General features: G+C 60.9%; 21 protein-coding genes. 17 read left to right on the top strand and 4 right to left on the bottom strand.

The genetic code is table 11. The annotated features are described in order from the left end of the window. The first annotated feature begins 296 nt into the window (after window positions 1-296). From ACKZ62_RS18215 to ACKZ62_RS18135, 17 genes are all read left to right on the top strand, one after another. Complete coding sequence (locus ACKZ62_RS18215; RefSeq protein WP_447095624.1) at window positions 297-1,451, top strand: mandelate racemase family protein; 1,155 nt, start codon at window positions 297-299, stop codon at window positions 1,449-1,451. A gap of 72 nt (window positions 1,452-1,523) precedes the next feature. Then, complete coding sequence (locus ACKZ62_RS18210) at window positions 1,524-3,134, top strand: ABC transporter substrate-binding protein (protein ID WP_032885480.1); 1,611 nt, start codon at window positions 1,524-1,526, stop codon at window positions 3,132-3,134. A 45-nt stretch (window positions 3,135-3,179) separates the two neighbouring features. Beyond that, window positions 3,180-4,193 (top strand): ABC transporter permease, encoded by a 1,014-nt coding sequence (locus tag ACKZ62_RS18205; RefSeq protein WP_371260689.1) that lies wholly within the window; start codon window positions 3,180-3,182, stop codon window positions 4,191-4,193. Between the two features lie 45 nt (window positions 4,194-4,238). Continuing rightward, window positions 4,239-5,843 carry an ABC transporter substrate-binding protein gene (locus tag ACKZ62_RS18200; RefSeq protein ID WP_181640593.1) on the top strand — a complete coding sequence of 535 codons (1,605 nt, stop codon included), beginning with the start codon at window positions 4,239-4,241 and terminating at the stop codon, window positions 5,841-5,843. Between the two features lie 32 nt (window positions 5,844-5,875). After that, window positions 5,876-6,793 carry an ABC transporter permease gene (locus ACKZ62_RS18195; RefSeq protein ID WP_122764069.1) on the top strand — a complete coding sequence of 306 codons (918 nt, stop codon included), beginning with the start codon at window positions 5,876-5,878 and terminating at the stop codon, window positions 6,791-6,793. Between the two features lie 15 nt (window positions 6,794-6,808). Continuing rightward, entirely contained in the window at window positions 6,809-7,648 is an 840-nt protein-coding gene (locus tag ACKZ62_RS18190) for an ABC transporter ATP-binding protein (protein ID WP_032885474.1), read from the top strand. An 11-nt stretch (window positions 7,649-7,659) separates the two neighbouring features. Beyond that, window positions 7,660-8,436, top strand: a complete 777-nt coding sequence (locus tag ACKZ62_RS18185) for an ABC transporter ATP-binding protein (RefSeq protein WP_032885473.1) — start codon at window positions 7,660-7,662, stop codon at window positions 8,434-8,436. 189 nt (window positions 8,437-8,625) lie between these two features. Next, window positions 8,626-9,537 carry a 5-dehydro-4-deoxyglucarate dehydratase gene (gene kdgD / locus ACKZ62_RS18180; protein ID WP_032885472.1) on the top strand — a complete coding sequence of 304 codons (912 nt, stop codon included), beginning with the start codon at window positions 8,626-8,628 and terminating at the stop codon, window positions 9,535-9,537. Between the two features lie 60 nt (window positions 9,538-9,597). After that, window positions 9,598-9,966 (top strand): 5-carboxymethyl-2-hydroxymuconate Delta-isomerase, encoded by a 369-nt coding sequence (locus tag ACKZ62_RS18175; protein WP_095186419.1) that lies wholly within the window; start codon window positions 9,598-9,600, stop codon window positions 9,964-9,966. A gap of 38 nt (window positions 9,967-10,004) precedes the next feature. Continuing rightward, window positions 10,005-11,804: a glycosyl hydrolase family 28 protein gene (locus tag ACKZ62_RS18170; RefSeq protein ID WP_447095623.1), complete on the top strand. Its 1,800-nt coding sequence runs from the start codon at window positions 10,005-10,007 to the stop codon at window positions 11,802-11,804. A gap of 393 nt (window positions 11,805-12,197) precedes the next feature. Continuing rightward, window positions 12,198-12,485 carry a YdcA family protein gene (locus ACKZ62_RS18165; RefSeq protein WP_375803678.1) on the top strand — a complete coding sequence of 96 codons (288 nt, stop codon included), beginning with the start codon at window positions 12,198-12,200 and terminating at the stop codon, window positions 12,483-12,485. Between the two features lie 128 nt (window positions 12,486-12,613). After that, a complete protein-coding gene (pstS, locus tag ACKZ62_RS18160) occupies window positions 12,614-13,642 on the top strand; it encodes a phosphate ABC transporter substrate-binding protein PstS (RefSeq protein ID WP_032885469.1) in 1,029 nt (342 codons plus the stop codon). A 74-nt stretch (window positions 13,643-13,716) separates the two neighbouring features. After that, a complete protein-coding gene (gene pstC, locus ACKZ62_RS18155; protein WP_032885468.1) occupies window positions 13,717-14,682 on the top strand; it encodes a phosphate ABC transporter permease subunit PstC in 966 nt (321 codons plus the stop codon). After that, complete coding sequence (pstA, locus tag ACKZ62_RS18150; protein WP_032885467.1) at window positions 14,682-15,593, top strand: phosphate ABC transporter permease PstA; 912 nt, start codon at window positions 14,682-14,684, stop codon at window positions 15,591-15,593. The genes pstC and pstA overlap by 1 nt, the downstream gene beginning before the upstream one ends. Before the next feature lie 76 nt (window positions 15,594-15,669). After that, window positions 15,670-16,431 carry a phosphate ABC transporter ATP-binding protein PstB gene (gene pstB, locus ACKZ62_RS18145; RefSeq protein WP_050442813.1) on the top strand — a complete coding sequence of 254 codons (762 nt, stop codon included), beginning with the start codon at window positions 15,670-15,672 and terminating at the stop codon, window positions 16,429-16,431. A 53-nt stretch (window positions 16,432-16,484) separates the two neighbouring features. Then, on the top strand, window positions 16,485-17,183 hold the full coding sequence (locus ACKZ62_RS18140; RefSeq protein WP_032885466.1) for a hypothetical protein: 699 nt from the start codon (window positions 16,485-16,487) through the stop codon (window positions 17,181-17,183). Then, complete coding sequence (locus ACKZ62_RS18135) at window positions 17,183-17,806, top strand: hypothetical protein (RefSeq protein WP_032885465.1); 624 nt, start codon at window positions 17,183-17,185, stop codon at window positions 17,804-17,806. The genes ACKZ62_RS18140 and ACKZ62_RS18135 overlap by 1 nt, the downstream gene beginning before the upstream one ends. 21 nt (window positions 17,807-17,827) lie before the next feature. Here the strand turns inward: ACKZ62_RS18135 and ACKZ62_RS18130 are convergent, their stop codons facing one another. The 4 genes from ACKZ62_RS18130 to ACKZ62_RS18115 all read right to left on the bottom strand — a co-directional run bounded on the left by ACKZ62_RS18130 (window position 17,828) and on the right by ACKZ62_RS18115 (window position 24,269). Further along, entirely contained in the window at window positions 17,828-19,168 is a 1,341-nt protein-coding gene (locus ACKZ62_RS18130; RefSeq protein ID WP_095186422.1) for a cytochrome c, read from the bottom strand. Between the two features lie 16 nt (window positions 19,169-19,184). Then, window positions 19,185-21,422 (bottom strand): xanthine dehydrogenase family protein molybdopterin-binding subunit, encoded by a 2,238-nt coding sequence (locus ACKZ62_RS18125; protein ID WP_122681338.1) that lies wholly within the window; start codon window positions 21,420-21,422, stop codon window positions 19,185-19,187. After that, window positions 21,422-21,880, bottom strand: a complete 459-nt coding sequence (locus ACKZ62_RS18120) for a (2Fe-2S)-binding protein (protein ID WP_032885461.1) — start codon at window positions 21,878-21,880, stop codon at window positions 21,422-21,424. Before ACKZ62_RS18120 ends, ACKZ62_RS18125 begins: the two co-directional genes overlap by 1 nt. Before the next feature lie 1,489 nt (window positions 21,881-23,369). Beyond that, window positions 23,370-24,269: a LysR family transcriptional regulator gene (locus ACKZ62_RS18115; RefSeq protein WP_032885460.1), complete on the bottom strand. Its 900-nt coding sequence runs from the start codon at window positions 24,267-24,269 to the stop codon at window positions 23,370-23,372. Between the last annotated feature and the right edge of the window lie 52 nt (window positions 24,270-24,321).

Below are 24,321 nucleotides of genomic sequence, written 5' to 3'. Positions count from 1 at the left end.
TGTGGCTCTCATCTAAGGTGCCGATATACGTTATCGTACGACAAGATGACTCGTCTACCGCCCATCGATCGTTTTGAAACACTTTGAAACATATGTCCCCGGCGAATAGGGCTTTAAAGCAATCTTCGTTATTCCTTAGTTGTCTTTAAAAATAGGGGTTTTACGGCGTTTTACGTGAAAAGCAGTGGATGGCGGGGCAGTTTATTGGGTCTTTTCAAGCGTTGTACGATGACCTATGATCGGTCGCAACAGACGACATTCCTGTCTCAAATCCAATAAGAAGGCTTAAGACGTCCATGAGAATCACAGCAGTCAACGTCCAGGTATTTTCCTACCCGACCCGCCGCGCAGTGGACAGCGCCGGCCATGCTCACCCCGGTGATGTCACCCAGGCGCAGATGGCTTTGCTGCGCATCCAGACTGAAGACGGCCATGAGGGTTTTGCATTCGGCGCCCCTGAATTGATCCGCCCTTATGTGTTGGATGGGTTTGTGCGCAAAGTGCTGGTGGGGCAGAACGCCTTTGATCGCGAAAAGATCTGGCAAGACCTCGCCCATTGGCAGCGTGGCAGTGCCAGCCAACTGACCGACCGCGCCTTGGCCTTGGTTGAGCAGGCTCTGTGGGATTGGGCAGGACGCAAACTCGGCGTGCCAGTGCACAAGTTGATCGGTGGTTTCCGCGACAAGGTGCCGGCCTACGGCTCGACCATGTGTGGCGACGAACTGCCCGGCGGCCTCGCAACCCCCGAAGACTACGGCCGCTTTGCCGAGACCCTGGTGCAGCGTGGCTACAAGGCAATCAAGCTGCACACCTGGATGCCGCCGGTGTCCTTCGCGCCAAGCCCGCGCATCGACGTCAAGGCTTGCGCTGCTGTGCGTGAGGCGGTGGGCCCGGACATCGCGTTGATGCTCGACGGTTACCACTGGTACAGCCGCACCGAGGCGCTGTACATCGGTCGCGAGCTGGAGAAACTCGACTTCGCCTGGTTCGAAGAACCGATGATGGAGGAGTCAGCCGAGTCCTATGCCTGGCTCGCGGGGCAACTGGATATTCCGGTGCTCGGCCCGGAAACCCTGTCCGGCAAACACCTCGCCCGCGCCAGTTGGGTCAAGCACGATGTGTGCGATATCTTGCGTGCCGGTGTCGCGGGCGTCGGTGGTATTGCGCCGTGCCTGAAGGTCGCGCACCTGGCCGAATCGTTTGGCATGGACTGCGAAATTCACGGCAACGGCGCCGCTAACCTGGCGGTGGTCGGTGCGATCAAGAACTGCACCTGGTACGAGCGTGGCCTGCTCCACCCGTACCTGGATTACGACGAAGTACCGGCCTACCTCAATCGCTTGGTGGACCCGATGGACAACGACGGTTTTGTGCACCTGTCCGACTTGCCGGGCCTGGGCGAAGACATCGATTTCAACTACATCGAGACCAATACGCTTAAAAGCTTCTGACGTTTACACGGTCAGTCCGGCATGCGTCGGGCTGATCAAGAGCCCTATAAATATAAAAAAGGCACTCTTGTTATGAGCATTTTCCCTTCGCTGTGGGCGCGGGTGTTCGTCGCCGCGCTGGCCGTTACCGCCGTACCGGCAAGCTTTGCCAAAACGCCGGCCGATCAACTGATCGTCGGCATGAGCATGATCAACCTGTTGTCCCTCGACCCAGCTGCCGCCACGGGTCTGGATGTGTCGGAAATCAACGCCAACCTGTATGACATGTTGCTGGTGCAGGACGTCGCCCAACCAGACCGACTGGTGCCAGCGCTGGCCGAGCGCTGGCAGGTCAGTGAGGACCGCAAGACCCTGACCTTTAACCTGCGCACCGGGGTGAAGTTCCAGTCCGGCAATGACTTGAGCGCCGAAGACGTTGCCTGGTCGCTGCACCGGGTGCTCAAGCTCAACCTCGCACTCGCTTCCACCTGGAAGGCCTACGGCTTCACCGCCGAAAACGTCGAGCGCTACATGCGCGCCACGGACCCCACCACTTTCGTGATCGAACTGCCAAGGCCGACCGACCCGCTGCTGGTGCTCAACACCCTGGCGACCTCGCCCAGTGCGTTCATCCTCGACCGCAAAAAAGTCCTCGAACACCAGAAGGGCAGTGACATGGGCGCCGCCTGGCTGGTGACTCACGCGGCCGGCAGTGGCGCATTCGTGCTCAATGACTGGCGTGCCAACGACGTGATCCTGATGACGCGCTTCGATGGTTACTGGGGCGGCCCGGCCAAGCTCAAGCGCATCGTGATGCGCAACATGACCGAGTCGCAGTCATTGCGACTGATGATCGAGCGCGGTGACCTGGATATCGCCAAAGGCATGTCCGCGCCGGACATCGAAGCCCTGCAGAAAAGCGACAAAGTACGCACCCAGACCCTGCAACGCGGCACCTTGTATTACGTGGCCCTGAGTGTGAAGCAGCCAATGTTCGCCGACGCCCGTGTGCGCAAGGCCGTGCGCTCGCTGATCGATTACCAGGGGATCAACCAGACGGTCATGCCCCATTACGGCGTGATCAACCAGCGGCCGCTGCCATTGGGCCTGGCCGCGCGCCTGCCGGACCCGGGCTACAAGCTCAACGTCGAGCAGGCCAAAGCCTTACTGGCTGAAGCCGGTTACCCGAACGGCTTCAAGACCACCATCCGCGTGCTGGCCGAACCGCCGTTTATCAACATCGCCTCCAACCTGCAATCGACCCTGGCCCAGGCCGGCATCGAAGCCAGCATCATCACCGGCACCGGTAACCAGATCTACGGCGCCATGCGCGAGCGCACGTTCGACATCATCGTCGGTCGCGGCGGTGGCGGGGCGGAGCGTCACCCCCATTCCAGCCTGCGCACCCTGGTGTACAACCCGGATAACCGCGATGAAGCCAAGCTCACCAACTTCCAGGGCTGGCGCACGTCGTTCTACAGCCCTGAGTTGAACCAGTTGATTGAGAGCGCGGAAGTCGAGCCGGATGCCGGTAAGCAACTGACTCAGTACCGCGAGATTCAGGAGCAGGTCGATCAACAGGTCGGAGCCATTTTGCCGGTCTCGCAGATGACCGACACCGTGGTGGTGTACACCGACGTGGCCGACTTCCAGGGCCATACCGCTGCGACCACGCGCTACAAAGACGTCTACAAAAAGCGCTGATCGATTTACCAGGAGCTCACTATGTTTGTTATGACTGCCTCTGTCATGGGCGCTCGCGCTTCCAATACCCTGCGGCGCGCCAGCACCGTGTTGGTGACGTTGCTCGGCCTGTTGGCGCTGACCTTTATCATCGGCCGGGTCATGCCGCTTGACCCCGTGCTGGCGGTAGTCGGGCCGGATGCCGACAGCTCCACCTACGACCAGGTGTACCGGTCGATGGGCCTGGACAAGCCGATCTGGACCCAATTCGGCCTTTACCTCAATGACCTGCTCCACGGTGATTTCGGCAACGCGTTGCTGACGGGTCACCCGGTGCTGGATGACATCCTGCGCGTGTTCCCGGCGACCATCGAACTGGCCACTCTGGCGATTCTGTTCGGCGTGTTGATCGGCTTGCCGCTGGGCGTGTGTGCGGCGAGCAACCAAGGGCGGCTCGGCGATCATGTGGCGCGGGTAATCACCTTGTTCGGTTACTCCACGCCGATTTTCTGGCTGGGCATGATGGGCCTGCTCGTGTTCTACGCCTGGCTCGGCTGGGCGGGCGGCGCGGGGCGCATCGACCTGGCCTACGACGGCATGGTGCCCGAAGTCACCGGCCTGTTGCTGATCGACACATCGCTCGCCCGCGACTGGGAAGCCTTCGCCAGCGCCCTGCGGCATATCGTGTTGCCGGCGCTGATTTTGGGCCTGAACTCGGTGGCGTACATCAGCCGCATGACCCGCAGCTTCATGCTTGAGCAGTTGTCCCAGGAGTACATCATCACCGCGCGGGTCAAGGGTTTGTCCCGTCGCCAAGTGGTGTGGGGGCATGCGTTTCGCAACATCCTCGTGCAGTTGCTCACCGTCGTTGCACTGGCCTATGGCTCGCTGCTGGAAGGCGCAGTGCTGATCGAAACCGTATTCGCCTGGCCGGGGTTCGGCCAATACCTCACCAGCAGCCTGATGCTTGGCGACATGAATGCGGTGATGGGCTGCGTGCTGGTGATCGGCTTGATTTTTGTCGCGCTCAACCTGATCAGCGATGCCTTGTACAAGGTGTTTGATCCGCGCACCCGTTAATGCGTCGCGCAGTACCGATAAAACTATAAGAAGAAGGAATTTTTCATGACATTTTCGAAACTGCACCTTGGCCTGCTGACCGCTGTGCTCGCGCTTGGCCCGATGACCCTGGCCAACGCCAAGACCCCGGCCGATCAACTGATCGTCGGCATGAGCATGGTCAACCTGTTTTCCATCGACCCGGCCAACGCGCCCGGCCTGGATGCGTCCGGCGTCAACGCCAATCTTTACGACACACTGATCAAGCGTGACCAGGGTAACCCGGAAAAACACCTGCCACAGTTGGCCGAACGTTGGGACATCAGCGAGGACGGCAAGCAGGTAACGTTTCATCTGCGCCAGGACGTGAAATTCCATTCGGGCAACCCGCTGACCGCCGAAGACGTGGCGTGGTCGCTGTACCGCGTGATGAAGCTCAACTTCGGCCTGGCCACCACCTGGAAGGCCTACGGCTACAGCGTTGAGAATATCCAATCGCTGATCCGCGCCACGGACGCCCACACCCTGGTCATCGACCTGCCGCAGACCATGGACCCGCTGCTGCTGGTGGACTCTCTGGCGATCTCCCCGAGCGCTGTGGTAGTGGACCGCAAGACCGCCCTGGCCCATGAAAAAAACGGCGACCTCGGCGCCGGTTGGCTGGTCACGAACGAGGCGGGCAGTGGCCCCTTCGTGCTGACCAAATGGAGCGCCAACGATTCCCTGTTACTGACCCGTTTCGACGGCTACTGGGGCGGCGCGGCGAAGCTTAAGCGCGTGGTGGTGCGGCACATGACCGAATCCCAGTCCCTGCGCTTGATGCTCGAACGCGGTGACCTCGACCTGGCCTACGGCATGGCCGCGCCGGACATTCGCGCCATCGACGGCTCGGACAAGATCCAAGTGCAGTCGCTGCCGCGCGGCACCATGTACTACGTCGCCATGAGCATGAAACAACCGGAATTCGCCAAGCCCAAGGTGCGTGAAGCGGTGCGCAACCTGATCGACTACAAGGGCCTGGACCAACAAGTGATGCCGTATTACGGAACGCTCAACCAGCAGCCGATGCAACTGGGTCTGGAAGCACGCCTGCCGGATCCGGGCTATCACATGGACGTGGCCAAGGCGAAAGCCCTGCTGACTGAGGCGGGTTACCCCGAGGGGTTCAACACCACCATCCGCACGCTGTCGGAACCGCCGTTCATTGATATCGCTGCGCGCCTGCAAGCGACCCTGGCCGAAGGCGGGATCAAGGCCAGCATCGTCACCGGCACGGGTAACCAGGTGTACGGCGCGATGCGCGCGCGCAATTTCGAGATCATCGTGGCCAGGGGCGCCGAGCGTTACCCGCACCCGTATTTCAGCCTGCGCACCTTTGCCTACAACCCCAACAACAGCGACGACGCCGGCCTACCGAACTTCCAGGGCTGGCGCGCCTCGTTCTTCAGCCCGCAGATCAACAGCCTGATCGACCAGGCCGGCGTGACGCGTGATTCGGCGCAGCGGGTCAGCCTGTATCACCAGGCGCAAACCTTCTACGACCAGCAAGTGGGGCCGATCCTGATGATTTCGCAGATGACCGACACCGTGGTCAGCGCTGCCGACGTCAAGGGCTTCACCGGTGACGATGCTGAGGCCACCCGTTACCTGGGTGTCTACAAGCAGCGTTGAGTGCTTCCAGAATTCACACAGAGAAGATGCTTATGAATGCCAATCTGTCTTCCATCGAATCGGCGACGAAGCGCCCGGTGGACCGCTCGCCAGGCTCCAGCTTTGATGCCTTTTGCAAGAGTGGCCTGCGGGTGCTGCGTCACCTGCTGCGTAACCCTATGACCCTGGCGGGCCTGCTGGTGGCGCTGCTGTTGGTGGTGGTCGCGGCCTTTGCACCGTGGATCGCTACCCATGATCCGGTGGTGCAGAACCTCGCCGGCGCGTTGCAGGCACCGGGTTCGGCGCATTGGTTCGGCACCGATGAATATGGCCGGGATATTTTCAGCCGGCTGGTCTACGGCTCGCGGATCACGCTGTACATCATCGCCCTGGTCACAGTGATCGTCGGGCCTATCGGGCTGTTTATCGGCACCGTGTCGGGCTACTTCGGCGGTGCGGTCGATACCGTGTTCATGCGCCTGACCGATATCTTCATCTCCTTCCCCAGCCTGGTCCTGGCACTGGCGTTTATCGCGGCCCTCGGCCCTGGCCTGGAGCACGCGGTGGTGGCGATTGCATTGACCTCCTGGCCGCCGATTGCGCGGCTGGCGCGGGCCGAAACCTTGTCCCTGCGCAACGCTGATTTCGTCGTCGCAGTGGAGCTGCAAGGCGCGTCGCCGGCGCGGATTATCCTGCGCCATATCGTGCCGATGTGCCTGTCCTCGGTGATCATCCGCCTGACCATGAACATGGCCGGGATCATCCTCACCGCTGCCGCTTTGGGCTTTCTCGGCCTGGGTGCCCAGGCGCCGCTGCCGGAGTGGGGCGCCATGATTTCGACCGGCCGCCGCTACATGCTCGAATGCTGGTGGCTGGTGGCGGTTCCAGGGGCAGCGATCATGCTGGTCAGTCTGGCCTTCAACCTGTTGGGCGATGGCCTGCGGGACATCCTTGATCCACGCAGCGAATAATCGGAGGAACACCTGATGTCCGCCATCAAACTGAATGTCGAAGGGCTTAACGTGCGCTTCGTCAGTGGCCAGAAAGAAACCCACGCCGTGCGCGATGTGTCCTTTACCTTGGGCCGGGAAAAACTCGCGATTGTCGGTGAGTCCGGCTCCGGCAAATCCACCGTGGGCCGCAGCCTGCTGAAGCTGCATCCGCCCAGCGCCAAAATCACCGCCAAGGCCATGGCGTTTGGCGAGGTCGACCTGTTGTCGGCCAGTGAAAAAGCCATGCAGAAGATCCGCGGCCAGCGCATCTCGATGATCATGCAAGACCCCAAGTACTCGCTGAACCCGGTGGTCAAGGTCGGCGATCAGATCGCCGAAGCCTACCTGGCCCACCACAAGGCCAGCCGCAGCGATGCGCGAGAGCGCGTGTTGCAAATGCTGGAGCAGGTGCATATCCGCGACCCGCAGCGCGTCTATAACCTGTATCCCCATGAAGTCTCCGGCGGCATGGGGCAGCGCATCATGATCGCGATGATGGTGATCACCCGTCCGGAAGTGATCATCGCCGACGAGCCCACCTCGGCGCTGGATGTCTCGGTGCGCCAGCAAGTGCTCAACGTGCTGGAAGAGTTGGTGGACCAGCAGCAGATGGGGCTGATCTTCGTCAGTCACGACCTCAACCTGGTGCGCAACTACTGCGACCGCGTGCTGGTGATGTACGCCGGGCGCGTCGTCGAATCCCTTGCCGCCTGCGACCTGCAGTACGCCGAACATCCCTATACCCGTGGCTTGCTGGCCGCGCTGCCGAGCATGGACAACCGCCGCGTGCACCTGCCGGTGCTCAAGCGCGATCCTCTCTGGCTGACTCAATAAGGAACCTGACCATGCCCATGATCCAAGCGCACGCCTTGAACCTGAGCTTCGGCACAGGCGCTGCCATCAACCAAGTGCTGCACGATGTGAGCCTGAGTGTCGCCGACGGTGAATCGTTCGGTCTGGTGGGGGAGTCCGGCTCGGGCAAGACCACCGTGCTGCGCTGCCTGGCCGGGCAATACCGGCATTGGAGCGGCGAGCTGAGCATTGCCGGCGCGCCGCTGCAGCACAAGATTCCCAAGGAGCATTTTCGCAAAGTGCAGATGGTCTTCCAGGACCCCTACGGCTCCCTGCATCCCCGGCACACCATCGACACGGCGTTGCGCGAGCCGCTGATTATCCATGGGGTAGGGGACAAGGACGACCGCATCAACGAGATCCTGCTCAAGGTCGGCCTGAACGACAGTTTTCGCTTTCGCTATCCGCACCAGCTCTCCGGCGGCCAGCGCCAGCGTGTGGCGATCGCGCGCGCTTTGATTCTGGAGCCGCGGGTACTGCTGCTGGATGAGCCGACCTCGGCGCTGGATGTCTCGGTCCAGGCCGAGATCCTCAACCTGCTGGCGGACCTGCGCCAGCGCGAGAAACTCACCTACCTACTGGTCACCCATGACCTGGGTGTAGTCACTCACTTGTGCGATCGGGTGGCGGTGATGCAGCACGGCAAGATCGTGGAATTGCTCGACTGCCAGGCCCTGAGCCAGGATCAAGCGGCGCACGATTACACGCGCATGCTGGTGCAGGCCAGCCGCGACTTCAGTCAGGAGTCTGAGCGGCGGCGTGTGGGATAAACGCTTAGTCATCGTACAACATGGCTTTTCTCGATTGATGTGATTTTTCAGATAAGTGTCTATTTCATGGGGTTAAATGGCAATTTTCTCAAGGTGGGCACTTATAGGGTAGCTTTACTATTTTTGTAGTTGTACGATGACTTACCTCTTAAGGTATTCCATCCAAATTTCGAACAAAGGTTTGTGAACATGACGCCACAAGAACTAAAAACAGTCCTGTCTTCCGGCTTGCTCTCCTTCCCGGTTACCGACTTTGATGCCGCTGGCGACTTCCGCGCCGACACCTACGCACGCCGCCTGGAATGGCTGGCACCTTACGGCGCCAGTGCGCTGTTCGCGGCAGGGGGGACCGGGGAGTTCTTCTCTCTGGAGCCCAAGGAGTACACGCAGATCATCAAGACCGCCGTGGACACTTGCAAAGGCCAGGTGCCGATCCTCGCCGGTGCCGGTGGCCCTACGCGCCAAGCGATTGCCTACGCCCAAGAAGCTGAGCGCCTGGGCGCTGCCGGCATCTTGCTGATGCCTCATTACCTCACCGAAGCCAGCCAGAAAGGGTTGGTGGCCCATGTTGAGCAGGTGTGCAACTCGGTGGATTTCGGTGTGGTGGTGTACAACCGCAACCTGTGCCGCCTCAACGCCGACAGCCTGGAACAATTGGCCGAGCGCTGCCCGAACCTGATTGGTTTCAAGGACGGCATTGGTGAAGTCGAATCCATGGTCAGCATCCGCCGTCGCCTGGGCGACCGCCTGACCTACCTCGGTGGTCTGCCGACTGCCGAAGTCTATGCCGCCGCCTACAAAGCCCTCGGCGTGCCGGTGTACTCCTCGGCGGTGTTCAACTTCATCCCGAAAACCGCGATGGACTTCTACCGCGCCGTGGCCGCCGACGACCACGCCACCGTAGGCCGTTTGATCGATGATTTCTTCCTGCCGTACCTGGCGATTCGTAACCGCTGTGAAGGCTATGGCGTGAGCATCGTCAAGGCCGGTGCTCGCCTGGTTGGCCACGACGCCGGCCCGGTACGCGCGCCACTGACCGATCTGCTGCCCGATGAAGTGGAACAACTGGCGGTGCTGATCAAGTCCCTCGGCGCTCAATAAAACGTTGGTCGGCGGCGCCCTGATGGCGCCGCTGTCCGGTCTGCCTGCAAGGAGTCCACCATGCCCCATTGCATCATCGACTGCCCCGCGACCTTGGCCCAGCGCGTCGGCGAACAACGTCTGCTCGCCACCGTGCATGACGCCCTCGACGGGTTCGGCGTGTTCAAACCCGGCGACATTAAAGTGCGCCTCAACGGCTTCACCCATTATCGCTGCGGTACCACTCAAGACGACTTCGTGCACGTGGCCCTGTATCTCTTCGCCGGGCGCACGGCCGAACAACAACGCAGCCTCGCCTCGGCGACACTCGCCGCCCTGGTTGAACTGCTGCCACAGGTCGAAGCACTGTCCATGGACGTGCGCGAAATGCCCCGCGAAAGCTTCATCAACCGCAGCCAATACCTCGAAGAGTCCGGGCGACCGATGTAGCCCTCAACGTTAATACCGGCAAAAACAAGGAGAACAACATGCCGTATCAACCCTCGCAAAAATCCTCAGCGCGTTGCGCACTGGCCTTCATCGCCCTGGGTTGCAGCTCGCTGTCCTGGGCGCTGCAGGCACCGTCGAAAGTGCAAGTCCCGACCCTGGCTTATGACGACCAGCACATCATCCTGGTCTGGGAAAAACCCGCTGATCATGCCGGCATCAAGGATTACCGGGTGTACGCCAACGGCACCTTGCTGGGCAGTGCCAACGCCAACAACGATCAGGTGTCACCGGCCAAGCCCTACATCGACCAGTTTTACCGCCAGGACACGGCCAATTTCCACCATCGCATCGGCATTCACAGCTACACCGCCCAAGGCCTGAAGCCCGACACGGCCTACCGTTTCACCGTGCGTTCGGTGGATGGCAACGGCAAGGAGTCGGCAGACAGTGCCCCCGTGCAGCAACGCACCACGAAGGTCGCGGCCCTGTTTGACGTGAAAAAGTACGGCGCCAAGGGCGATGGCAATCAACTCGATACCCTGGCAATCCAGAGCGCCATTGATGCCTGCACCCCGGGCTGCAAAGTCCTGCTGCCCAAAGGCACCTACAAAAGCGGTGCGCTCTACCTCAAGAGCAACATGACCCTGGAGATCGCCGAAGGGGCGACCCTGCTCGGCTCAGAGCGCGCCGAAGATTACCCGTTGGCTGGTTACATCCAATACCCGTATTCCACCACCGTACGCCCGGCCTCGTTGATCAACGCGTTGCCCCGCGATCCGCGCCAGCATCAGTCATTTGAAAACATCCGCATCGTCGGCAAGGGCATCCTCGACGGCAATGGCTGGAAGCGCAACGCCGATGTCGTCGATGAGCGTGGCCAGGCACTGCCGTTTTACCTGCCCAGCGACAACACCCGCTATGCCCAGGACGGCCTGCTTGCCAAGGCCCAGGTGGAGCAAGCCGTCGCTCGCGGCATGAATGTGAAGGACGCGTATGGGCAAATGCGCTCCTCGCTGATCACCCTGCGTAACGTCAAGAACGTGTTCTACGGCGGCTTCACCGTGGTGAACCCGGCGTTCCACGGCATCATGAACCTGGAGACCGAAAACGTGGTGCTGGCCAACACCACCCACAAGACCTACGACGCCAACAACGGCGACGGCATCGAGTTTGCCAACAGCAAGGGCGCGATGGTCTTCAACAACTTCTTCGACACCGGCGACGACTGCGTCAACTTCGCCGCCGGCACCGGTGCGAATGCCGTGCACCAGCCGCCCCAGGAAGACGCGTGGATTTTCAACAACTACTTCCGCAAGGGCCACGGCATGGTGGTGGCCGGCAGTCATACCGGTGCGTGGATCCAGAACATCCTGGCTGAAGACAACGTCTCCGACGGCACTGATGCCGGGTTGCGTATGAAGAGCACCAACTTCATGGGCGGCGGCGCGCGCAACGTTATCTTCCGTGATTCGGCGATTCGCAACACGGTCAAGCAGGCGTTCATCTTCACCCTCGACTACAACGACCCGAACGCCAAACTCGATTATCAGCGCTCCACGATTGCCGGGCAGTTCAGGGACATCCGTGTGACTGACGTCAGTGTGGAAAATGCCCAGGGCGCGGCGATCGAGGTCAAGGGCGATGCCGCGCACAATGCCTATCATCAGGGGTTGGTGTTCGAGCGTGTGCGCTTCAGCGGCGCGGCCAAGGCGCGTATTGATGGGCTGAAAGATTCACGCTTCGAGCGTGTGGTGTTCAGTCAGACCGGTGGTGGCAATCCGTGGCAGGTGAATGGTAGCCAGGGACTGGTGTTCAAGGACGTGGAGCCGACGCCCTAAGCGTACGTAGCAACGTGGGCAACGGGGCCACTGCGTATCAAAAGCCAGAGCGCGGTGGCCTTGGCGCCGACCGGTTTCTTAAGTCGAACTCCGTCCAAATGTGGGAGGGGGCTTGCCCCCGATGGCAGTGTGTCAGTCACCGATGATTAGCTGACACTCACTCATCGGGGGCAAGCCCCCTCCCACATTTTGATTTCCGTAGATCAGATAGACCTCGCTTTGCTCAGGCTTTGGCGCGCGGGAGACGAAGAACGAAGCCCGGGCTGCATGCATGAGAAAGCTGCGTTAGCCGTCAGCGGCTGTGCTCAAAGATTGATATCATTGGGCCACTTATTTCGAGTGTTCCTTATGTTTCCTGGCCTTATCCGCGTGTTTGTCCTGGGTCTCATTTTGATGCTGTCGAGCCTGTCCGTCCTGGCGGCCAATACGCCGTGTTCAGGTCGTAAAGGAGGTATCGCCGGTTGTGACGGGGACGTATTCCTGTGCAACGACGGCTCCATAAGCGCCTCTAAAAAAAGTTGCACCGCCTACACGGGCAACCGCCTGGCACGCCCCGCCGTGCAGCCGCTGCAAGGTCGCTCGCAGAGTTGCAGCTGCGGTAGCGGTGCGTACTGTACTGGGCCACGGGGCGGAGTGTTTTGCCTTACGCCTTCCGGGCAGAAAAGTTACCGGCGCCACTAAACAACAGCGAAATGCGTAGCTGTGGCGCAAAAGGGGGACAAAATAGCGGCTTGCCATTCAATTTTCATAAAAGCGTAACAATGCTGATGCAGAGTTCCGGGAGCCCGTAATCACAAGGATTTCCCTGAATGAAACGTCTGATGAAGTCTGCTGCACTCGCCGTTGCGGTTTCTCTAAGTGCCACCTCGGTATTTGCCGCCGAAAACGTCCGTCTGACAGGTTCTGGCGCCAGTTTCCCAGCGCCGATCTATCTCACCTGGTTCAAGGATTTCAGCAAAAAGACCGATGGCGTCACGGTTGACTACCAATCCAAGGGGAGCGGGGCGGGTGTTCAGGACTTCCTGAACAAAACCGTGGACTTCGCCGCCAGTGACTCGGCCATGAAAGATGAAGACATTGCCAAGGTCGCTGAAGGCGTGCAGTTGCTGCCGATGACCGCGGGCGAAATCGTGCTGGCGTTCAACCTGCCAGGCAATCCTAAAGAGCTGAAGTTGCCACGCGATGTGTACTCCAACATCTTCCTGGGCAAGATCACCAAGTGGAACGATCCGCAGATCGTCGCTGCCAACCCTGGCTTGAAACTGCCGGATATGCCGATCACCGTGGTCGTGCGTGCAGACTCCAGCGGTACCACTGCCGTCTTCACCAAGCACTTGGCGGCCATCAACCCACAGTTCCAAAAGGACTTGGGTGAAGGCAACACCGTCAACTGGCCTTCCAGCGACAAATTCATCAAATCGCCGAAGAACGATGGTGTGACCGCCACCGTACGCCAGACCCCAGGCGCGATTGGCTACATCGAATACGGCTTCGCCAAATTGGCCAAGGTTGATTTTGCCCAGCTGCAAAACAAGGCCGGCAAGTACGTGGTTCCTAACGCCGAAAGCGGTGCCGAAGCACTGGCGGCGGTGAAGATGCCGGAAAGCCTGGTGGCCTGGCTGCCGGACCCGGACGGTGCCAAGTCCTACCCGATCACGTCCTACACCTGGATGATCTTCCGCAAAGACAACGGCAACCCGGCCAAGGCCAAGGCCATGCGTGAAATGGTCGAATACAGCCTGACCGAAGGCCAGAAAATCGCTGACTCGATGGGCTATATCCCACTGCCGCCATCGGTAGTCGATCAGGTTCGCAAAGCATCCGCCAACATCCAGTAACGCCCGTGAGGCCTCTCTCGGCGGGTGCTGTCAGCCTTGCCGGGAGAGTTACCCCCCTGTTCCGGAATTAGCCAATGAACACACCTTTTGTCGTACCGGGTAACCCGGACTCTGCCTGCCAGCCACCTTCTACGAAGGACTTCCTGGTTGATCGCACCTTCCGTGCGCTTGCGCGGATAGGTGTGGTTCTGGTGCTGGCGTTGGTGTTTGCCCTGGTGTTTGAAGTCGGGCGCAAGGCCCTTCCAGGCATGGAAAAGCACGGTTTTGACGTGATTTTCGGAAGCGTCTGGGACGTTAACCAAGGCAAGTACGGCATTCTGCCGGCCATCTGGGGCACGCTTTACAGTGCCTTCATCGCGTTACTGATCGCAGGTGTTTTCGGCGTCAGCATGGCGATTTTCCTTACCCAAGATTTTTTGCCGGCGAAGCTGGCGGCGGTGTTTCGCACCATCGTCGAACTGCTCGCGGCCATTCCCAGCGTCGTTTATGGCCTGTGGGGCATTTACGTGGTGATTCCGGCGATCCGGCCTTTGACCGCTTGGTTGAATACCGAACTCGGCTGGATCCCTTTTTTCGGCACCTCCTTGAGCGGTCCGGGGCTGCTCCCGGCCGCGCTGGTGTTGGCGATCATGATTCTGCCGACCATCGCTGCCGTGTCGCAGGACGCCCTCACCGCCGTGCCGATGAAAACCAAGCAAGCGGCCTACGGTATGGGCACCACTCACTGGGAAGCAATTCTCAAGGTGATGGTGCCGTCCGCCGCTACCGGCATCTTCGGTTCCCTGGTGCTGGGCCTGGGCCGCGCACTCGGTGAAACCATGGCCCTGGCCATGCTGGTGGGCAATGCCAACAACATCTCTCTGTCGCTGTTCGCACCGGCCAACACCCTGGCGGCCTTGCTGGCGCTGAACTTCCCGGAAGCCGGGCCGAACGAGATCGAGGTGCTGATGTACGCCGCACTGGTGCTGATGTTGATCACGCTGATCGTCAATATCTTCGGCTCCATGATCATGATGTACGCTCAACGGGGTAATAAGTGATGACTGATCTCACTGCTGCAACCGACCTGACGTCCCCCGCCGGCGCGATGCCCAGCCTGCAGCGCCGGTTTGAAGGCCGCGCCCTGCGCAGCCTGGTATTGACCACCCTGGTCTGGACAGGCGCGCTACTGGCCAGCGTGCCGCTGATTTCCGTGCTCTACATGCTGATCATGCGTGGCGGCGCGCGCCTGAGCCTTGAAGTGTTCACCGAGCTGCCGCCGACTGGTTTCGAGACCGGCGGTGGTTTCGGCAACGCAATGGCCGGTACCTTCGTGATGGTCGGCATCGCCGCTGCCATCGCCGTGCCGGTCGGCATCATGGCGGCGATCTTCCTCGCCGAACTGGGCCCAGACAGCAAGCTGGCGAACGCCGCGCGTTTTGCCGCGAAGATGCTCACCGGCCTGCCTTCCATCCTGGCTGGTGTATTCGCCTACGCCTTGGTGGTCATGACCACCGGCACCTACTCGGCTCCGGCCGGTGGTGTGGCACTGGCGGTACTGATGCTGCCGATCGTGGTCCTGACCGCTGAAGAATCGATGCGCATGGTGCCCAAAATCATGAAGGACGCCGCCTACGGCATGGGCTGCACCCGCTCCCAGGTGATCTGGAAAATCGTCCTGCCCACCGGCCTGCCGGCAATCCTCACCGGCGTGATGCTTGCCGTGGCTCGCGCCGCAGGCGAAACCGCGCCGCTGTTGTTTACCGCACTGTTCAGCAACTACTGGATCTACCACGACGGCAGCCTGGCGGTGATGAATCCGACGGCCTCGCTGGCCGTGCTGATTTACAACTTCTCCGGCATGCCCTTCGACAACCAGCTTGAACTCGCCTGGGCGGCGTCGCTGGTACTGGTAATGATCGTGCTGGTCGTGAATATCGTGAGCCGTATTTTCGGCAAGCCAAAGTATTGAAAACGGGAGCATCTGAATCTTGAACGTCTCAACTGCGCAAATAGCCGCTCCGTTTGTCACCCAGGCGCCTGTGGTCATGGACTGCAAGCTGGATAAGATCTTCTACGGCAACTTCCTGGCCGTACGTGACAGCCATGTGCCGATCGAAAAGAACAAGATCACTGGCTTCATCGGTCCTTCCGGCTGCGGCAAAAGTACCGTGTTGCGTAGCCTCAACCGCATGAACGACCTGGTCAAAGGTTTCCGCTTTGAGGGCCACGTGCACTTCCTCGGGCAGGACGTCTACGGCAAGGGCGTGGATCCAGTGGTCGTGCGCCGCTATATCGGCATGGTGTTCCAGCAGCCGAACCCGTTCTCGATGAGCATCTTCGACAACGTCGCTTTCGGCCTGCGCCTGAACCGCTACAAAGGCGACCTGGGCGACCGCGTCAAACACGCCCTGCAAGGTGCGGCGTTGTGGGATGAGGTCAAGGACAAACTCAAGGTCAGCGGCCTGTCGCTGTCCGGTGGTCAGCAGCAACGCCTGTGTATCGCCCGTGCCATCGCCACCGAGCCAGAAGTGCTGTTGCTCGATGAGCCCTGCTCGGCACTCGACCCGATTGCCACGCGCCGTGTCGAGGAGTTGATGGTTGAGCTGAAGAAGGACTACACCATTGCCCTGGTGACCCACAACATGCAGCAAGCCATTCGTGTGGCTGACACCACGGCGTTTTTCTCGGTCGATATTTCCCAAGGCACGCGTACCGGCTATCTGGTTGAGATGGGCCCTACGGAGCAGATTTTCCAGAACCCGCGTGAGCAAATGACCGGTGACTACATCACCGGTAAGTTCAGCTGAACCCTGCGCGAGCTCGGACGCTCGCGCATTTTCACCTGTTTATAGGAATGCCAATGCCAGCAACACGACGCCTTGATTTGCCCGCGATTGAACGTGCACTGCGTGAGGTACAGCAGCGCTTTGCCGAGCTCAGTCGGGACTTTACCGAGCCGCGCGATCCGTTGACTGACGAAGTGCTGCATAACGTGCTTGAAGGCTATGCGCTGATTGACGACTACGTGGCGCGGGGCGTCGACCTGTTTGACCTTCAGCAACTGAACCTGATGCTGGAGATCAACGCCACCGTACTCTGTGGCAGCGACCCGACTCGCCGACTGGAATACGCCCAGCACCTGGCGGCGACCGAAGAACACTTCTTCAACAACGTCGAGGGCGGCATCAAGGACTTGTACAACTGGTACTGCGCGTACCGCAGTGAATCGGTCTGGAAGCGTGCAGCCGGGGTGTATGTACGCATCCTCAGCAAGCCGCAGTTGTTCATCGAAGGCAACAACCGCAGCGGCTCGCTGATTGTCAGCTATTTGCTGATGCGTGCAGGGTTGCCGCCGTTCGTGCTGTCGCTGGAGAACGCCGAAGGCTACTTCAACCCCTCATCAGTCATCCGTAACTCAGCCAAACATGGCGTCAAGGCGTTGTACGAATTGCCCAAGATCAAGAAAAAATACGCAGCCTTCCTCGAAGAACAGGCACCGGATCCAATGAAGTTTTTTCTTAAGGACCAGCCCGTGCCCGTCTATCAAGGGGGCCATTGATGAGCGGTTCTCTCCTGTTCGCCAGGGCAGGGCAGGCCCTCCAGCGCCTTCTCCCGATGCAACTGCTTAAGCGCCCGCGCATCCGCATTTCGTTCGACATAGACGACACCCTGGCCTGCCAGCTCCACCACTGCGACGTCGAGCCGAGCCGGCTGCCGGCCTGCGTGCACCGTTGGCTGGGTGAACCGCTGCGAATCGGCACGCGCTCCCTGACCCGCGAACTACGCCGCCAGGGCTGCAGCATCTGGGTCTATACCTCGTCCGGTCGCACGCCGTCCTATATCCGACGGTGGCTGATGCTGTACGGCATCCGCGTCGACGGCGTGGTCAACAGCGTGCTGCATAACCAGGCACTGACGGCGCACGGGCTGTCGAATTCACCATCGAAATTCCCACCGGCCTTCGACATCGACCTGCATGTGGATGACTCCGAAGGTGTGCGCAGTGAAGGCCATGACCACGGTTTTCGCGTGGTGGTGGTGGACCCTCAGGACGAGCACTGGGCGCAGCGGGTGTTGGAGGCCGTCGCGCAGGTTCAGGCGCAGCTTGCCCGTCAGCAACCCCTCAGGCACGCACCAACAACACAGAGCGCGCGCAGGTTTTTTCTGCCTGAGGCGCTCTGAAAATCCGAGGGTTGGCCCGCCTCAACGCATATGCAAAATAATCGGACTGCTGCTCGCAGGGTCCGTATGCCCACGCAGTTTACCCACCGCCTTGGCGTCCACCGCGCCACCCTGATTACCCCAAGTACCGCGCACATACGTCAGCACGTCGGCGATTTCCTGATCAGACAGCTGTTCACGAAACGCCGGCATGCGATACGCATCCGGCACGCCAGCGGCGACCACGCGTTGTGCGCCATTGAGGGTGATGTTGATCGCTGACGCCGTCTCCTTGACCAGCGCCGAGGTGGCGCCGGCCAGGGGCGGCATCCACTCGGGCTGGCCTTTGCCATCAGCGCCGTGGCACGAGGCACAGCGGGTTGCGTAGGTGTGGGCGCCGGGTGCGTCCGGGCGCGCGTCGGCGGTCACGTACTGCCAGGGCGTGCCGTCGCGCTGCGGGTCGCCGGGCAGCGACTTGAGGTAGCGGGCGATGGCCGCCAGGTCGTCGTCGGCCATGAACTGGGTGGAGTTGTTGAACGCTTCGGTCATCGAGCCGTAGACCACCGCGTGCTGGTTGCGGCCGGTCTTGAGGAACTGCACGATCTCAGGCTCGCTCCAGCGGCCTAAACCGCTGTTGGGGTCCTGGCGCAAGCTGGGGGCGTACCAGCCATCGAGCAGGGCGCCAGCGAGAAACGGCTTGCCGGAGTCATCCAGGGCCTTTTCGTTGAAGGCCAGACCACGCGGCGTGTGACAACTGCCGCAGTGGCCAGGCCCTTGGACGATGTAGGCGCCGCGATTCCAAAGCGCGTCCTGGTTGGGGTTGGCGGCGTAGGTGGCCGTTGGTGCGAACAGGCCGTTCCACAGTGCGATGGGCCAGCGCATATTCAGCGGCCAGGGAATATCGCTGGGGATATTCGGCTGGTTGGCCGGTTGCACGCCTTTCATGAAAAACGCGTACATCGCCTTTATATCGTCGTCGCTGAGCTTGGCATACGACGGGTAGGGCATGGCCGGGTACAACCGTCGGCCGCCCGGTGCCACGCCGTGGCGTACCGCTCGGTCGAAGTCGGCGAGGCTGTAAGTGCCGATCCCGTGGGTACGGTCCGGGGTGATGTTGGTGGCGTGAATTGCACCCAGCGGCGTGGCCATTTCCAGGCCACCGGCGAACGGTGCCTTGTCGGGCAGGCTGTGGCAGGCCACGCAGTCGCTGAGGCGGGCGACGTACTCGCCGCGACTGACCAGGGCCGGGTCGAAACTGGCGGCCTGTGCCGGTTCAAACGGTGTGGCCGGTTGGCGGGTGACATACCAGGCCATCAGGCCGGCGGCGATGACGCAGGGCAGCGCGAGCCAGCCTACGGTTCTTGCGAATCGACGGTTGTTCATGGGCGGTCTCGCTCGGTTAGCTGAAGGTGTGTCGGCTTAATGGCAGGCTGCGAACACGCTGGCCGGTCAATTGCGCCACCGCGTTGACCACGGCCGGCGCCACAGCGGGGAGCGGAGGCTCACCGATGCCGCCCATCTTTTCACCACTCTCGATGATCTTTACGTGCACCTGCGCCATGCGTGACGGCGGCAGGATCGGGTAAAGGTCGTAATTGCGCGCCCGTGGCTTGCCGTCCACGTACACCGCTTCCTCCAGCAAAGTCTGCGATAAGCCCAGGGCTACCGCGCCGTTGACCTGAGCTTCGACAATCGCCGGGTTGACGATGCTGCCAGGGTCGATGGCTTCCCAGATGTGGTGCACCTTGACCTGGCCGTGTTCAATCGACACCTCGGCGATCACCGCCGCGTGAGAACCAAACGGCGAGGCCATGGCCACGCCACGCGCTCGTCGCGTGCCGTCTTCGGCGGTGTAAGGGCCACGCTTCCAGCCGCCGGACAACTCGGCCACCGCTTTGAGTAAAGTCGTCAACCGAGGGTTGTCCCGCAGCAAATGCAGGCGCAACTCATACGGGTCGCGTTTGCCTTGGTCGGCCAGTTCATCGAGGAACGCTTCGTAGAAGAAGTCATTGAGCGAGTTACCCACCGACCGCCAGTAGCCGAGCATGGCCGGGCCTTTGACATAGATCTGTGCGATGCGTTTGTTGGGGATGGCGTAGCTCTTGCCGGTCAGGCCTTCGAGGGCCGTGGGGTCGAGTTTTTCGCCCTGTTTGCCGGCGATGGCTTCGCTGGGGCCTTCGGTGGCGCTGACGGCTTCGATGGCAACGGGCAGGCCGTCGGCATCCAGCGCGGCGCGGAACTTGACCACCGCAACCGGGCGCAGTACATCGCGCAGGAACTCTTCTTCACGGCTCCAGATCAGCTTGACCGGACGGCCCACCGCCTTGGCCAGCGCAATGGCCTGCGGGTAAGGGCTGGCCGAGTCATAGAGGAAATGCCGGCCAAAAAAACCGCCCAGTAGCGGTGAGTGCAGATTGATTTGTGCAGGCGCCAGGCCGGTGCGCTTGGCGATGTCAGCGCGGAACATGTCCGGCGCCTGGTTGGGCAGCCAGATGTCCAGGGAACCGTCGGGGTTGAAACGCGCCAGGGCTGAAGGCGGCTCCAACTGGGCGTGATTGACGTACTGGTTGTGGTAGGTGGCCTCGATCTGGGTCTTGGCGTTTTTCAGTGCGCCGGCCACATCGCCTTCGTTTTCATCGTCACGGGCCGGGCCTTGCTGGGTGGCGAGGAAATCGCGGAAGCCATCGCTGGAAAAGTCGGCGGGCATCGCACGGACTTTGGCGTCAGCGGCCGCTTCCAACCAGTCGACCTGGATGGCTTCTACCGCGCGCTTGGCATGCCACCAGCGTTCGGCGACGACCGCCACTGCGCCAGGCAGTTGATGCACCGAGTGCACGCCTGGCATGGCTTCGACCTGCGCCTGGTTACGCAGGCTGCCCACGGTCATGCCCAGGCGCGGCGCGTGTTGCACGGCGGCGTGGAGCATGTCGTCGACTTTCAGGTCGATGCTGTACAGCGCCTTGCCAGTGGATTTGTCGTAGGCGTCCACACGCTTGACCGGTTTACCGATCCAGCGGAATTGACTCGGGTCGCGCAGGGTAATGCTCGCGGCATCAGGCACCGGCATGTCCAGGGCGCGGCTGGCCAACTCGCCATAGCCCAGGGAACGACCGGACGCAGCGTGAACCACGCGGCCGGGTTGGGTGGTCAATTGGGCCACTGGCACACCGAGCTGCTCGGCGCCGGCCTGCAGCAGCATGGCGCGGGCGAGGGCGCCCAGGCGACGCATGGTCGGATAGCTCATGCGCACCGACATGCTGCCGCCGGTGATGCGCATGCCGTTGTCCATCACCACATAAGCCTCACCGGGCGGCGCAGCTTCAACGATGAACGTGGCCGGGTCGGCGTCGAGTTCTTCGCCGACAATCTGCGCCATGGCGGTGTGGGTGCCCTGACCGCCTTCCATAAAGGGGCTGAGCAGGCGAACAGTGCCGTCCGGGCGAATCTCCAGAAAGGCCGGCACTTGGGTGCCACGTTCTGTCGTCGCGCCGGTGGCAGCCTGCACCCGGCCCGAGCCGAGCGGCAGGCCGAAACCGATGACCAGCGCCCCCACGGCCGTACTGGCTAGGAAGCGTCGGCGGGACAGGTTGACCGGCTCGTCCAGGGAAAGGCCGGGGATGAGTCCTGGCATATTCATCAGGCAGTCTCCTTCCCGGCGGCCAGGTCGTACATGGCGGTATGGATGGCGTTGTAGGTACCGCAGCGGCACAGGTTGACCATCGCTGCGTCGATCTGCTCTTTGGTGGGAGCGGGGGTGTGCTTGAGCAGCGCGGTGGCTGCCATCACTTGTCCGGACTGGCAGTAACCGCACTGCGCTACCTGGTGCTCGACCCAGGCACTCACGACACGTTTGCCCACGTCATCGGCTTCGATGGCTTCGATGGTGGTGATCTCGCGGCCAACGACCCCGGCTACCGGGGTGACGCATGAACGCACTACATTGCCGTCCACCAGCACCGAGCAGGCGCCGCATTGGGCCAGGCCGCAGCCGTATTTGGTACCGGTCATGCCCAGATTGTCGCGGATTACCCACAGCAATGGCGTGTCGGCTTCGGCCTCGACCTGATAGGCCTTTTGGTTGATACGTAATTCCATGGCTGGCTCACCTGCTGATCATCGGTTGGTGGTGCTGATTTCTTATAGGAGTGGTGCGACGAGAAGTCGCCCATCGTCGAACTCTAGACCACCGCGCAAGGGGTATCTATCTGCTGGCCGCCATATTCAGAGGATCAGGCAAGGATTCAACAGGATTGGGTGACTGACAGCGGTGAAGCCCGGTGGTGGAGTCTGGCCTTTGCGTGGTGATCAGGCTTTCTGTCATGAACAGGTATCTGTGATGGACGGTCTTTTTGTGGTTGTGAGGTTTTCTGTGATGCACAGTCTTTTTGTGGTTTTGTGAGGTTTTCTGTGGTGCGCGGTCTTTTTGTGGTGAGCGGGCTTGCCCCGCGCTGGGCTGCGGAGCAGCCCCAAAACTGCCACCGAGATTTACCGGAAGAAATGCGGTGTTCTTGATGGGGCCGCTTCGCAGCCCAGCGCAGGGCAAGCCCGCTCACCACAGGACACCCGTTCACCACAACAAATCCACTCACCATAGACAGCCTGTTCACCAGGCATAACAACCCATATTTACCGTGGTTGGCAGGACCACTGTGATGATCAGGTTTTCTGTGGTGCACGGTCTTTTTGTGGTCGTTAGGGCTTCCGTGGTGCACGGTCTTTTTTGTGGTGAGCGGGCTTGCCCCGCGCTGGGCTGCGGAGCAGCCCCAAAACTGCCACCGAGATTTACCGGAAGAAATGCGGTGTTCTTGATGGGGCCGCTTCGCAGCCCAGCGCGGGGCAAGCCCGCTCACCACAGGACACCCGTTCACCACAACAAATTCACTCACCATAGACAGCCTGTTCACCAGTTATAACAACCCATATTTACTGTGGTTGGCAGGACCACTGTGATGATCAGGTTTTCTGTGGTGCACAGTTTTTTTTGTGGTGAGCGGGCTTGCCCCGCGCTGGGCTGCGGAGCAGCCCCAAAACTGCCGCTGAGATTTACCGGAAGAAATGCGATGTTCTTGATGGGGCCGCTTCGCAGCCCAGCGCGGGGCAAGCCCGCTCACCACTGGACACCCGTTCACCACAACAAATCCACTCACCACAGGACACCGGTTCACCACGACAAATCCACTCACCATAGACAGCCTGTTCACCAGGCATAACAACCCATATTTACCGTGGTTGGCATGACCACTGTGATGATCAGGTTTTCTGTGGTGCACAGTCTTTTTGTGGTTGTGAGGTTTTCTGTGGTGCGCGGTCTTTTTGTGGTGAGCGGGCTTGCCCCGCGCTGGGCTGCGGAGCAGCCCCAAAACTGCCACCGAGATTTACCGGAAGAAATGCGGTGTTCTTGATGGGGCTGCTTCGCAGCCCAGCGCGGGGCAAGCCCGCTCACTACAGGACATCCGTTCACCACAACAATCCACCCACCACAGGACACCCGTTCACCACAACAAATCCATTCACCCCATAACATCCATTCACCACAAAAAATCCGCTCACCCCAACAGCAAGAGCACCCCATATCTATCGCTATTCAGGCCCACCCCTCACGCACTGCATTGCGAATCCCTTCCAGCAACATGGCAAACGCCGGGTTGTCGTTGTTTTCACGCCAGATCAGGTGCAATTCGCTCTGCGCGCCTTCGCCCAGGTCGATGTCGCGGAACACCACGTTCTTGAACACTACGCTGCTGGCGCAACGAGGTACCAGGGCCAGGCCCATGCCGGCGTTGACCAGCGCGAGGATGGTCAGGGACGAGCCGAGCCACTGCACATAATCTGGCGCGACGCGGGCCGAGCGCAGCAGGCCGGTGAGCAGTTCGTTGAAGGGCGGGTAGGCGGCGTGGGCGTACATGAGGAAGGGTTGGGCGTCGAGGTCGTGCACGCTGACCGTCTCGGCGTTGGCCAGGCGATGGCTGCTCGGCACCGCCAGCACGAAGGGCTCGCGGACCAGGCATTCGGTGGCGTAGCCCGGTTCCAGCAGGGGCGCGCGGACGATGCCCAGGTCGATGCGTCGGGCGCGCAGGGCTTCGTATTGTTGGTAGGTGTTCATCTCGGCCAGGTCGATCTTGACGTGAGGCTGCTTGAGACGCGCCTCGGCGATCACCTTGGGCAGAAACTCATACACCGCGCTGCCGACGAAGCTGATATTGACCGTGCCGATATCGCCTTCTGCAAACCGTCGCGCGGTCACGGCCGCTTGCTGGGCAAGCTCCAGCAGGTTCTGGGCTTCGATGAAAAACGCGCGGCCAGCAGCGGTGAGCGCGACGCTGCGAGTGGTGCGGGTAAACAGCTCTACGCCCAAGTGGTGTTCGAGCAATTGGATCTGCCGGCTCAGCGGCGGCTGGGTCATGTTCAGCCGTTCCGCAGCGCGGCGGAAATTCAGCTCAGTGGCTACGGTGGTGAAGCAGCGCAGTTGCGTCAGCTCGAACATTGATCTAATCCCAGTATCAATCGGATGCCAAGTTAGATTAGACGGGAACAAT

The sequence above is a fragment of the Pseudomonas sivasensis genome (assembly GCF_052938085.1).
Note: the sequence above shows the minus strand (reverse complement) of the source record. Positions and strands in the feature narration are given on the sequence as shown.